This is a genomic window from Pseudomonas sp. LAMO17WK12:I1, from assembly GCF_900177315.1.
Classification (GTDB): Bacteria; Pseudomonadota; Gammaproteobacteria; order Pseudomonadales; family Pseudomonadaceae; genus Aquipseudomonas; species Aquipseudomonas marginalis.
On the sequence record NZ_FWZV01000002.1, the window covers coordinates 505,743 to 517,606 of the forward strand.

General features: G+C 64.0%; 14 protein-coding genes. 4 read left to right on the forward strand and 10 right to left on the reverse strand.

Annotated features, from left to right (window positions below; translation table 11 throughout):
- Nucleotides 1-8: 8 nt before the first annotated feature.
- Nucleotides 9-938, reverse strand: a complete 930-nt coding sequence (locus tag B9N88_RS04910) for a PDR/VanB family oxidoreductase (protein WP_027603590.1) — start codon at nucleotides 936-938, stop codon at nucleotides 9-11.
- Entirely contained in the window at nucleotides 935-1,381 is a 447-nt protein-coding gene (locus B9N88_RS04915; protein WP_027603591.1) for a dimethylamine monooxygenase subunit DmmA family protein, read from the reverse strand. The genes B9N88_RS04910 and B9N88_RS04915 overlap by 4 nt, the downstream gene beginning before the upstream one ends.
- A gap of 249 nt (nucleotides 1,382-1,630) precedes the next feature.
- Between B9N88_RS04915 and B9N88_RS04920 the strand changes: the two genes are divergently transcribed.
- From B9N88_RS04920 to B9N88_RS04930, 3 genes are read left to right on the forward strand one after another with little or no spacing between them, the layout of a single operon-like run.
- The gene (locus B9N88_RS04920; protein ID WP_027603624.1) at nucleotides 1,631-2,677 is read left to right on the forward strand and encodes an ATP-binding protein; all 1,047 of its coding nucleotides are present in this window, start codon (nucleotides 1,631-1,633) and stop codon (nucleotides 2,675-2,677) included.
- Nucleotides 2,646-3,305, forward strand: coding sequence for a response regulator (locus B9N88_RS04925; protein ID WP_027603592.1), 660 nt, complete (start codon nucleotides 2,646-2,648; stop codon nucleotides 3,303-3,305). The genes B9N88_RS04920 and B9N88_RS04925 overlap by 32 nt, the downstream gene beginning before the upstream one ends.
- Nucleotides 3,306-4,046, forward strand: a complete 741-nt coding sequence (locus tag B9N88_RS04930) for a PAS domain-containing protein (protein WP_027603593.1) — start codon at nucleotides 3,306-3,308, stop codon at nucleotides 4,044-4,046.
- A gap of 115 nt (nucleotides 4,047-4,161) precedes the next feature.
- Here B9N88_RS04930 and B9N88_RS04935 read toward each other — a convergent pair whose 3' ends face one another.
- The 5 genes from B9N88_RS04935 to ribBA all read right to left on the reverse strand — a co-directional run bounded on the left by B9N88_RS04935 (nucleotide 4,162) and on the right by ribBA (nucleotide 9,427).
- Nucleotides 4,162-5,316: an ABC transporter ATP-binding protein gene (locus tag B9N88_RS04935; protein ID WP_027603594.1), complete on the reverse strand. Its 1,155-nt coding sequence runs from the start codon at nucleotides 5,314-5,316 to the stop codon at nucleotides 4,162-4,164.
- Between the two features lie 17 nt (nucleotides 5,317-5,333).
- Entirely contained in the window at nucleotides 5,334-6,143 is an 810-nt protein-coding gene (locus B9N88_RS04940; protein WP_010567348.1) for an ABC transporter permease, read from the reverse strand.
- A gap of 6 nt (nucleotides 6,144-6,149) precedes the next feature.
- A complete protein-coding gene (locus tag B9N88_RS04945) occupies nucleotides 6,150-7,067 on the reverse strand; it encodes an ABC transporter permease (RefSeq protein WP_027603595.1) in 918 nt (305 codons plus the stop codon).
- Nucleotides 7,064-8,089, reverse strand: a complete 1,026-nt coding sequence (locus B9N88_RS04950; RefSeq protein ID WP_027603596.1) for an ABC transporter substrate-binding protein — start codon at nucleotides 8,087-8,089, stop codon at nucleotides 7,064-7,066. The genes B9N88_RS04945 and B9N88_RS04950 overlap by 4 nt, the downstream gene beginning before the upstream one ends.
- Before the next feature lie 228 nt (nucleotides 8,090-8,317).
- The gene (gene ribBA, locus B9N88_RS04955) at nucleotides 8,318-9,427 is read right to left on the reverse strand and encodes a bifunctional 3,4-dihydroxy-2-butanone-4-phosphate synthase/GTP cyclohydrolase II (protein ID WP_027603597.1); all 1,110 of its coding nucleotides are present in this window, start codon (nucleotides 9,425-9,427) and stop codon (nucleotides 8,318-8,320) included.
- Nucleotides 9,428-9,495: 68 nt separating this feature from the next.
- On the opposite strand from ribBA, the gene B9N88_RS04960 reads away from it, so the two are divergent.
- Nucleotides 9,496-9,789: a DUF1330 domain-containing protein gene (locus B9N88_RS04960; RefSeq protein ID WP_027603598.1), complete on the forward strand. Its 294-nt coding sequence runs from the start codon at nucleotides 9,496-9,498 to the stop codon at nucleotides 9,787-9,789.
- 139 nt (nucleotides 9,790-9,928) lie between these two features.
- Here the strand turns inward: B9N88_RS04960 and B9N88_RS04965 are convergent, their stop codons facing one another.
- From B9N88_RS04965 to B9N88_RS04975, 3 genes are all read right to left on the reverse strand, one after another.
- Complete coding sequence (locus B9N88_RS04965) at nucleotides 9,929-10,492, reverse strand: NUDIX hydrolase (RefSeq protein WP_027603599.1); 564 nt, start codon at nucleotides 10,490-10,492, stop codon at nucleotides 9,929-9,931.
- A gap of 2 nt (nucleotides 10,493-10,494) precedes the next feature.
- Nucleotides 10,495-11,247 (reverse strand): GntR family transcriptional regulator, encoded by a 753-nt coding sequence (locus tag B9N88_RS04970; protein ID WP_027603600.1) that lies wholly within the window; start codon nucleotides 11,245-11,247, stop codon nucleotides 10,495-10,497.
- A 130-nt stretch (nucleotides 11,248-11,377) separates the two neighbouring features.
- Nucleotides 11,378-11,863, reverse strand: coding sequence for a flavin reductase family protein (locus B9N88_RS04975; RefSeq protein WP_027603601.1), 486 nt, complete (start codon nucleotides 11,861-11,863; stop codon nucleotides 11,378-11,380).
- Between the last annotated feature and the right edge of the window lies 1 nt (nucleotide 11,864).

Sequence of the window (11,864 nt, forward strand, 5' to 3'; positions counted from 1 at the left end):
ACTCACTCCTATAGGTCCAGCGAAACGCAGGGGCCGCTGCCGCGCGAGACGCAGGGCATCAGAAAGTCGGCCTGCTCGGCCGGGCTGAGGAAGCTGTCGCGGTGTTCGATGGCGCCGCCCTGGTGGCGTGTGATGCACTGGCCGCAGACCCCGCCACGGCACAGGTTGGGCACCTGTAGTCCGGCGTGTTCCAGGGCTTCGAGCAGGCTTTGCTCGGCCTCGACCCGCAGGCGCCGGCCGCTGCGCAGCAGCTGCAGGTCGAATGGCTGGCCGGGTTGTGCGCCCTTGAAGGCTTCCGAATGCACACGTCTGCTCGGCCAACCGAGGCGTGCAGCGTGTTGCTCAACCGCCTCGAGCAAGGGCTGCGGACCGCAGGTGTAGACGTGGCTGCCCAGCGGCCGGTTGCCGAGGATTGGGTTAAGGTCCGGGCGCCGGTCGTAGGTGTGCAGGCGCGGGCCGAGACGCTGTTGCAGCTCGTCGAGATAGGCGTCGCTGAGGCCCCGGCGGAACAGGTAATGCAGTTCGAAGTCGGCCTGCTGTTGTTCCATCGCGGCGATATAGGCCATGAACGGCGTGATCCCGATCCCGGCGGCGATGAGGATATGCAGGCGCGCGGTGCCATGGGGTGCGAACAGATTGGCCGGTGGTGAAATCTGCAAGGTGTCGCCGACCTGCACCTGCCTGTGCAGGTACTGCGAGCCACCGCGCGAGGCGTCTTGCAGGCGCACGGCGATGCGGTAGTGCTGGGGCTGCGCCGGGTCGCTGGTGAGTGAATAGGCGTTGCGCACCGTGCCTTCGGCCAGCGGCAGGTGCACCTGCACATGGCTGCCGGGCGAGAAGCCGGGCAGGCTGCCCGTGGCGGGCGTCAGGGTGAATTCGCGCACCACCGGCGTGAGCATGCGTGCGGCGCTGACCTGGACCTTGAGGGCCGCGCTCATGGCTGGAACCCCGCGTAGGGCTGGTCGGGGTTGATGCACACGCCGAGATACGCCCCCAGGCGCCGGGAAAAATGCGTGCGGACCTCCAGCCCGACGTGGCAGCCGATGCAGTTCAACAGCGGCTCCGGCCCGGCCGCCTGGGTCAGGCCGCAGTGTGCGCAATACACCTGGCGCAGGCCGGGTGTGGTGCAGGTCATGTCGATCTCGTCGTCTTCCAGGCCAGCGGCGCGGGCCTCGCCGTGCACACGCCAGATAAAGGCTTCGTCGCCCAGCAGGTAGAGCCGGCAGCCCACGGTGGCGCTGGCCAGCGCCTGTTGCAGGCGTCGCGCAAAGTCGGGGTGTTCGCCGTTCAACAGCACGGGCATGTGCAGTTCGCTGATGAACCCTGCGCTGGCGGCGGCTGATTGCATCACCACGATGGGGCGGCTGCGGGTGTGGGTCATGGGGGCTCTCCACGGTGAGTTTTGTTTCCTGTTGGGAGAGATACTTTCCTATGGGGAAAATCTTCTCAATCTGGAAAAAGGGCTATGCCTTTGGAGATAAGCCTTGCGCGCCGACCATTCGGGGCATGGAAGTTGCTGGGCCTTTCGACCACGCAGCGCAACCGGACGGGGAGTTATCGAAGAGTGCTGACACGACCAAAAGGCTGGCCGCTCTGGTTGGGGCCTGTACGCCCCGAACAGGCGCGCAGCGTGCGCAGGTTGTTGGCCGGGTTGCCCCTGCACGCTGACGGTGCCTTGTCAGGTTTCCTGGACCGTTTCGACGCACTGCTGCCGCCTGCCAGGCTCAACCTGATCCTCGGCGGCGAAGACCTGGGCCCGACGCGACGAGGGTGGGTCGACGGCTGCCAGGCGGTCGCGCGTTGCCCCTGGCGCGACGCCAGCGTGACGGACGCCCCCCAAGCCTGCGGACCGTGCCGGCAACGGGGCGTGCACCGTCTGGTGTGCGCCTTGCCCGAGGGTGAAAAGGGCGCATTGCTGCTCGACACTCCCCGGCGCGCCGGTGGCAGTTGGCGCCAGCTACTGGAAGAGGCGGCGCAGGCGGTAGGTGTGAGCGTGCGCCTGCGCAGTCAAACCCGTGAACAGCAGCGCAAACAGGCGACCTCCCGCCACGGTGCCCTGGCCCGTGAACTGCACGATTCGGTGGCGCAGCAGTTGGGTTACCTGTCGTTCCAGGCCCATGGCTTGCAGTCGCAACTGGGCGAGCCGGCACTGCAGGACCTGTGCACCGGCCTGAGCCAACTGCAACGCCAGGTGCGCGAGCTGATCACCAGTGCGCGCCTGACCATGGACGGGCGCTCGCTGCGTCAGGCCCTGGCCGACTCCGTCGCGGAGTTCTCGCGGCGCTGCATCATCGTCTTCGAACTCGACAACCGCCTGGCCGACGACGCCCTGAGCCCGGAAACCGAATTGCAGATCCTGCAGATCATTCGCGAGGCCCTGGCCAATGCGGTGCGGCATTCCCACGCGCGCCACGTGCGCATCGAACTGCGCCAGACCCAGGACGGCGACGCCTCGGTGTCGGTGGAAGACGATGGCATCGGCTTGATCCCGGCCTGCGACGAGCACAACCATTTCGGCCTGGCGATTATCCGCGAGCGCGCCGCCAGCATCGGCGCGCGGCTGAGCATAGAAGCGATCCGCCCGCACGGGGTGCGCGTGCACCTTGGCCTGCGCCGCCACCACGATCTGCCACAGGGGAGTCTCGATGGGCTGCACGACCTTATTACTGATCGATGATCACCCGTTGTTTCGCAAGGGCCTGGCGCAGTTGTTCGATGCCAGCGGCGACTTCGAAGTGGTGGGGCAGGCGGCCAGCGGCCGCGAGGGCATCAACCTGGCCGTGAGCCTGACGCCGCAACAGGTGCTGCTGGATTTGCACATGCCTGGCCTCAGCGGTTTGCAGGTGCTGGATGAACTGCGCCAGTTGCATCTGGATTGCCAGGTGGTGGTGCTCACCGCCTCCATGGACCGCGCCGAGTTGCTCACGGCCTTGCGCCTGGGCGCCAGCGGTTATGTGCTCAAGGAAACCGAGCCGGATGCGTTGCTGGCGTATATGCGCAACTGCCACAAGGGCGCGATCGTACTGGACTCGAGCCTGATTGCCTTGCTCGCCGACCAGGCCGAGCCCACGCAAGCGTGTGAAGCTGTGGGCAGCGAAAACCTCACCGAGCGCGAAGGCCAGACCCTGGCGCTGATCGCCGCCGGCATGAGTAACAAACAGATCGGCAGGGAACTGGGGATCAGCGACGGCACGGTGAAAATCTACGTGCGCAGCCTGTTGCAGAAGCTCGGCCTGCATTCGCGCCTGGAGCTGGCGGCCTGGGTGCACAGCGGTGCCTTGATGAAACACGAGGAGCGCCACTAGATGAGGGACAGCCCCGAAGCGTTTGCGCCGCCGCCGATTGACCTGATGGATTGCTTTCCCGCCGCCTTATTGCAACTGCGCGACAACGGTCAGATCGCCCACTTCAACCTGGCCTGGGCCGAGTTGATGGGCGCGCCGGGCGCGGAGCGCAACCTGATGGACTACGTGCACCAGGAAGACCGCCCGCTATGGCGCCAGGCCCTGAATGAACTGCGTCGCCGCCCCGACACCTCATTCAACCAGCGGCTGCGCTTTGTGCACCCCAGTGGCGAACTGCGCTGGTTCGAGATCAGCCTCAAGCGCGGCCCCCAAGGCTTCTACCTGGTGGCCGGGGACGTTACTGCCCACAAGCGCCGCGAAATCGCCTGGCAGGCCAGCCAGCGCAGCAGCATGAGCTTGCTCGACAGCATGCCGGGCCTGATCTATCGCGGCCGCAACAACCGCGACTGGACCATGGAATTCGTCAGCGCCGGCTGCCTGGAGTTGACCGGTTACCCCGCTGAGCGACTGGTGGACAACCATGAGTTCACCTACAACAGCCTGATCCTGGCGCAGGACGCCGATTATGTGTGGCGCGAGGTGCAATATGCGTTGTCACGGCAGGAGCCGTTCGAGCTCAATTACCGGATTCGCTGCGCCGACCGCTCGATCAAGCACGTGTGGGAGAAGGGCGTGGGGATTTATGCGGATACCCGTGAGGTGTTGGGGATCGAGGGGGCGATTTTCGAGCGCAAGAGTTGACGGATAAACGCGCTTCAAATGTGGGAGGGGGGCTTGCCCCCGATGAGGGCGTGTCAGTGAATGCATCTTTAACTGACACAACGCTATCGGGGGCAAGCCCCCTCCCACATGGAATTCAATGCGCGCCTGCGGCCTTGTTCAGATCACTCTCCGCCCACTGCGTATACACGCACGCATCCGCCGTCGCCCAGCGCACACGCACCGGGTCGCCGGCCTTGAGGGGCATGCCCGCAGCGGACAGCGCCTTGACCGTCATCGATGTGCCGCCGAGGGTTTTCACTGTGCAGGTCTGGCTCTCGCCGAGGAACAGCACCTCACCCACAATCGCCGACACTTCATTCCAGCCCGCTGCCAACGATTGCTCTGCGGCCTGTTCGACACTCAGCGCCAGGGCTTTTTCCGGGCGTACCATCAGCAGCACCTCCTGCTCGGTGTGCAACCCGCTGGTCAGGCGGATCGACACGGATTGGCCTTCGAACGCCGCCACGGCATTGCCCTGGGCCTTGAGCTTGAGGAAGTTGGAGTTGCCGAGGAACGACGCTACGAACGCGTTCGGCGGGTTCTGGTACAGGTCGAAGCCGCTGCCCAGGCCGACGATCTTGCCGTGGCTGAAAATCGCGATGCGTTGGGACAGGCGCATGGCTTCTTCCTGGTCGTGGGTCACGTAGACGATGGTGATGCCCAGGCGCCGGTGCAGTTGGCGCAGTTCGTCCTGCAGGTCTTCGCGCAACTTCTTGTCGAGGGCGCCGAGGGGTTCGTCCATCAGCAGGATGCGTGGTTCGTACACCAGCGCGCGGGCGATGGCGACCCGTTGCTGTTGGCCGCCGGACAATTGCGAAGGGCGGCGATGGGCGAACTGTTCCAACTGCACCAGCTTGAGCATGGCGTCGACGCGCTTGTCGCGTTCGGCGCTGGCCAGTTTGCGAATCGCCAGGGGGAAGGCGATGTTGTCGCGCACCGACAAATGCGGGAACAGTGAGTAACGCTGGAACACCATGCCGATGTCGCGCTTGTGCGGCGGTACGTTGACCAGCGATTGGCCGCTGACCAGGATCTCGCCGCTGCTTGGGGTTTCGAAGCCGGCAAGCATCGACAGCGTGGTGCTTTTGCCCGAGCCGCTGGAGCCGAGGAAGGTGAGGAATTCGCCGTCCCGGATGTCCAGCGAGATGTTGTCCACGGCAGCGAATTCGCCGTAGTGCTTGTTTAGGTTGCGCAGGCTGACCAGGGGTTGGCCATGGCTCTGCGCGACATCGTTGATCACTGCACTCATGTTCTTCTCCTCGGCGCTCAAGCGCGGGTTTCGGTACGCCGGCGAACGGCGGCGGCAATCACCATGACCAGCACCGAGAGGCCGATCAGCAGCGTCGACGCGACGGCGATCACAGGCGTCAGGTCCTGGCGCAGGGTGGTCCACATTTTTACGGGAAGGGTTTGCAGGGTCGGGCTGGCCATCATCACGCTGAGCACCACTTCGTCCCATGAGACCAGGAAGGCGAACAGCGCACCGGCGACCATCCCCGGACGAATCGCCGGAAAGGTCACCTTGAACACTGCCTGCAACCGCGAGGCGCCGCAGATCACCGCCGCGTCTTCGATCGACTGGTCGAACAGTTTCAGCGAGTTGATGATCGAGATGATGGTGAACGGCAGCGCCACGATCACATGGCTGACCACAAAGGCGAACATCGTGCCGGTGTAGCCCAGCTTCAGGAACAGCGCGTACACCGCCACGGCGATGATCACCAGCGGCACGATCATTGGCAGGGTGAACAGGCCGTAGAGCAATTCACGGCCGGGGAAGCGCCCGCGCACCAGGGCAAAGGCGGTGGGCAGGCCGAGGGCGACGGCGAATACGGTGGTCAGCACGGCCACCTTGAGGCTGGCCATGGCCGCGTTCATCCAGTCGGCGTTGGAGAAGAACTGGCCGTACCATTTCAGCGTCCAGCCCGGCGGCGGGAATACCAGCCATTGCGACGAGCCGAACGACAGCAGCACGATAAACACGATCGGCAGCAGCAGGAACAGGCCGATCAACCCGGTGGTGGTGTAGAGGCCCAAGCGCATCCTGCGGCTCATGGCATTGGGAGTCAGGAGCATGACGGCTTACCTCGCGTTGCTGGCACCAACCGGGGATTCCGGCTGAAGCTTCAGGTAGAAGTAGAACAGCACCAGGGTGATGAAGATCAGCAACGCGGCGCCGGCACTGGCCAGGCCCCAATTAAGGAACGATTGCACCTGCTGGATGATGAACTCGGGCAGCATCATGTTCTGCGCACCGCCGAGCAGCGCCGGGGTGACGTAGTAACCGAGGGACATCACGAACACCATCAGGCCGCCGGAGAACAACCCCGGCCGGCACATCGGCAGGAACACGCGCAAGAAGTTGGTCCACGGGCTCGCGCCGCAGATCGAGCCGGCCTGCAGGATCATCGGGTCGATGGCCTGCATGGTTGCCTGCAATGGCAGCACGATGAACGGGATCATGATGTAGCTCATGCCGATCACCACGCCGGTGAGGTTATGCACCATCTCCAGGGGCACATCGATGATGCCCATGGCCATCAGCGCCTTGTTGATCACCCCGGAGGCTTGCAGCAAGACCAGCCAGGAGTAAGTGCGGGCGAGCAGGCTGGTCCACATCGACAGCAGCACAATATTCAGGATCCAGCGCCCCCAACCGCGCGGCACCAGGGTGATCGCCCAGGCCAGCGGAAAGCCCAACAGCAGGCTGAACAGGGTCACCAGGCCCGCCACCGAAAAGGTGTTGAGCAGTACCCGCGCATAGGCCGAGTTGGCGAACAGCTGTTCGTAATTGCCCAGGCCCGGCGTGGGTTCCAGTACGCCGCGCAGCAACAGGCCGATCAGCGGCGCCAGGAAGAACAGGCCGAGGAACAGCAGGGCCGGGATCAGGTTGCTCGACCCCCGCCAACGCTGCGCCAGGGAGGGCGCCCCGGCCTTGGGCGAAACCGCGCCGGCAGCGCCGAGGGCGCTCCCGGTCGGTGTGGTTGCCGTCATTTTCATTTGACTAGCCATTCATTCCACCGTGTCGCAATGGCCGGACCGTTCTTGGCCCAGTAGGCGAAATCGAGGGTGATCTGGTCCTTGACGTAGGCGGTCGGCAGGTTCGGCGCGAGCACCGAATCCAGGCGCTGCACGCTGTCGATGTTCACCGGTGCATAGGCGGTCAGGTTGGAGAAATCCGCCTGACCCTTGGCGCTGCTGGCGTTGGCCAGGAACTTCATCGCCGCCGCTTTGTTTTTCGAACCTTTAGGCACGACGAGGATGTCGGCCATGACCAGGTTCTGCTTCCAGCTCACGCCCACGGGCGCGCCGTCTTCCTGCAGGGCGTGGATGCGACCGTTCCAGAACTGGCCCATGCTGACTTCGCCGGACGCCAGCAACTGTTGCGACTGCGCACCGCCGCCCCACCAGACGATGTCTTTCTTGATGGTGTCGAGTTTCTTGAAGGCGCGGTCCAGGTCCAGGGGGTAGAGCTTGTCGGCCGGGACGCCGTCGGCCAGCAGCGCCAGTTCGAGCACGCCGGGGCTTGGCCATTTGTAGAGGGCGCGTTTGCCGGGGTAGGTCTTGGTGTCGAACAGCGCGGTCCAGTCCTGGGGCTTGCCGGCGCCGAGCTTGCCTTCGTTGTAGCCGAGCACGAAGGAGAAGAAGAACGAGCCCACGCCATGGTCGGAGACGAAGCGCGGGTCGATCTTGTCGCGCTGGATCACCGAGAAGTCGAGGGGTTCGAGCAGGCCTTCGGCGGCGGCGCGCAAGGCGAAGTCGGCCTCGACATCCACCACATCCCACTGCACGTTGCCGCTTTCGACCATGGCCTTGAGTTTGCCGTAGTCGGTGGGGCCATCCTGGACCACGGTAATGCCGCTGGCCTTGCTGAACGGGTCGGCCCAGGCCTGCTTCTGCGCATCCTGGGTGCTACCGCCCCAGCTCACGAAATTGACGCTTTCGGCCGCCATGGCCGCGTGAGTGGCCGTGGCCAATAAACCCGCGAACAGCACCGCGGTTGCACGTTTGTTCAACACCATTTTCACGCCCTCATTTGTTTTGTTATTGAGCGGGCTTGGTAATGCCCGCCTATCGGGAGCAGTAGGTCCATCGGGGGCCTCTAATCGAGACCCCAAAAGGCGACCGTGCCAAGGGCTGTTATTGGTGCTCTCCCTGGCGGGCGCACTTGGCAGAAGCGTTCGGTCTATGGAATATCATATTATGGTATTCCAAACTTTGTGCAAGCATTTTGCCTTACCGGTTATCCGTCATTCGGTGAAGGGAATGCTCTCGACCACCTCCAGGTCGTAGCCGGTCAGCCCGGCGTATTTGAGGGGCGGGCCGAGGTGACGCAGCTTGCCGACGCCGAGGTCCTGCAAGATCTGCGCCCCGGTGCCCACTTCGGAATAGATGCGCGACTGCGAGCGGTTGAACTGGCGCGGTGCCTGGGTCAGTTGCGGCACGCGTTCCAGCAGCGCCTGGGACGACTCATGGTTGGCCAGCACCACCACCACGCCGCTGCCTTCAGCCGCGACACGTTGCAAGGCCGCCCACAGCGTCCAGTTGGACGGGCCGCTGTAGTCGGCACCGACCAGGTCGCGCAGCGGGTCGATCACATGCACGCGCACCAGCGCCGGGGTATCGCGGCGCAACTGGCCCATCACCATTGCCATGTGCACGCCGCCGTCGATGCGGTCTTCAAAGGTGATCAGGCGGAACGTGCCGTGCACCGTGGGCAGGTCGCGTTCACCGATGCGCACCACGGTGCGTTCGGTGCTGAGGCGATAGTGGATCAGGTCGGCGATGGTGCCGATCTTGATGCCGTGCTTGCGTGCGAAGATTTCCAGGTCGGGGCGGCGGGCCATGGTGCCGTCATCGTTCATCACTTCGACGATCACCGATGCGGGGGTGTGCCCGGCCAGGCGCGCCAGGTCGCAGCCGGCTTCAGTGTGGCCGGCGCGGGTCAACACGCCGCCGTCCTTGGCGCGCAACGGGAAGATATGCCCCGGCTGCACGATGTCGGCCGGCCCGGCATTGCTGTCGACGGCCGCTGCCACGGTGCGTGCGCGGTCGGCGGCGGAGATGCCGGTGGTCACGCCGCTGGCGGCTTCGATGGACACGGTAAACGCGGTGCTGAACACGCTGCCGTTGCTCGGCACCATCTGTTCCAGGCCAAGGCGCTGGCAGTGTTCGTCGGTAAGGGTCAGGCAGATCAGGCCACGGGCTTCGCGGGCCATGAAACTGATAGTCTCGGCGGTGCAGCAGGCCGCAGGCAGTAACAGGTCGCCTTCGTTTTCCCGGTCTTCGTCGTCCACCAGGAGCACCATCTTGCCTTGGCGGTAGTCTTCGATGATGTCTGCGATGCTGTTGAAGGACATGGAGAGTGCTCGATTTGTTGGTTGTATGTATTATGGTATACCACAAAACTCAACAAGAGGATGTCACGATGAAGGCCTACTGGATTGCCCATGTGGATGTGTCCGATGCCGAGCAATACACGCAGTACACCCAGCGCGCGCCGGCGGCGTTTGCAAAGTTTGGCGGACGGTTCCTGGCCAGGGGCGGGCGCAGCGAGGCAATGGAAGGCGGGCCGGCACGTCAGCGTAATGTGGTGATTGAGTTTGAGAGCTATGAGCAGGCGGTGGCGTGTTATGAGTCCGCTGAATATCAGGAGGCGAAGGCGCACCGTGAAGGGGTGGGGCTGGCGCAGATCATCATCGTGGAAGGGCTGGCGCCCTAGGTCATCAGGCCGAACATGGGCCAAATGTGGGAGGGGGCTTGCTCCCGATAGAGATCTGTCAGCTACAAGGATGCTGACTGATACACCGCTATCGGGAGCAAGCCCCCTCCCACATGTTGATCCGTGTTTGGCCGTGCGGTCAGCGGATGAAATGAATCTTGCCGCTGTCATCGTTCCCGATATAGATGCCGTACACCCCAGCCTGGCGTTCCTCGATATACCGTTCGAGGATCTGCCGGATCGCCGGGTAGTAGATGCTGTCCCAGGGAATCTCCTCGGGCGCGAAGAACTTGTAGTCGAGGGTCTCCGGGCCGAACTGGCCGGTGATCTCCAGCGCGATGGCGCGGAAGATGATGTACACCTCGCTGATTTTCGGCACGCTGAAGATCGAGTAGGGCGATACGATCTCGGCGCGTACGCCGCTTTCTTCCCAGACTTCACGCAACGCCGCCTGCTCGGTGGTTTCGCCACCTTCCATAAAGCCGGCAGGCAAGGTCCAGGTGCCCGGGCGGGGCGGGATCGCCCGTTGGCACAGCAGGTATTTGCCGTCCTGCTCGATGATGCAGCCGGCGATGATCTTGGGATTGATGTAATGGATATAGCCGCAGCCCCGGCACATCAGGCGCTCATGGGTATCGCCCGGTGGCAGCTGGTGACCGAGGTCACTGCCGCCGCATGTCGGGCAAAAGCTGGGGCTGGCCAAGGTCAGTGACCTATGCGCGGTTCTTTCAGCGCGATGGGCAGGGTGATTTCCGGAATCTTGCCGGTTTCTTCCTGTTTGCGCTTGAGGTAGTCCAGGGCCACGGCGGCGGCCGCACGCACGTGATCGACGCAGGCCTGGTGGGCCGCCAGCGGGTCGCCGCTCTTGATCGCCTGGACCATGCGTTCCATTTCCTGGTTACTGGTGCCGCGACGGTTTTCCTGGGACACCGAGGTGGCGCGCAGGTAGCTGATGCGCGCTTGCAGCTGGCGCAACTGGGTGGCCGCCACATGGTTGCCCGAACCTTCGAGCAGCACGTCGTAGAAGCCCTGGACCGAGTCGATGACCTGTTGCAGCTCACCGTCCTTGAGGGCCTTGCGGTTTTCTTCCAGGGCTTTTTCCAGGGCCTTGATGTCCTTGGCCTTGGCGCGCAGGGTGAACAATTGCACGATCAAGCCTTCGAGCACGCAGCGCAGTTCATAGATGTCGACGGCGTCGGCCAGGGTGATGATCGCCACCTGCGGGCCCTTGGCATCGGCGAATTCCACCAGGCCTTCGGACTCCAGGTGACGCAAGGCTTCGCGTACCGAGGTGCGGCTGACGCCGAGGCGGTCGCACAGGTCGCGCTCCACCAGGCGGTCACCGGGCAGCAGTTGGAAGTTCATGATGGCGCTGCGCAGTTTTTCCAGCACGATTTCGCGCAGGGTGACCGGGTTGTGATTGACCTTGAAGCTGTCGTCGAGGGGCGCGCGTTTCATGGGGTCTGCTCTGAATTTGGCGGTTAACTGGAGGCCTCGGCCGGCCGGGGCCGATTGAGGGCCGAAAATCGTGCCCAAGTTTATCATGCTGCGTTCCTTAAGCGACAAACCCTCACGGCCCCCGCGCGCCTCAGGCCAGGGCCGGCAGCGGGCCCAGCTTGCCCTTGTGGTAGATCATCGGCGTGACCGGTTCCTTGGGCAGGATCAGGTTCTTCACCGCGCCGACGATGATCGCGTGATCGCCGCCGTCGTATTCGCGCCACAGTTCGCACTCGATGATCGCCGTGGCCTTGGCCAGCAGCGGGTTGCCCAACTCGCTCAGGTGCCACTCGATACCCTTGGCCTTTTCCTTGCCTTTGCTGGCGAAAGCATAGGCCTCGGCGGTCTGGTCGGCGGACAGCAAGTGGATCGCGAAGCGCTTGCTGTCGCGCAGGATCGGGTAGGTGTCCGACCCATAGTTGGGGCAGAACAGCACCAGCGCCGGGTCGATCGACAGCGCGCTGAACGCACTGGCGGTAATGCCGACGATGCCGCCGTCCGGGTCGAGGGTGGTGACCACCGTGACCCCGGAAGGGAATGAGCTCATGACGTCTTTGTAAATGCCGGGTTCGATCATG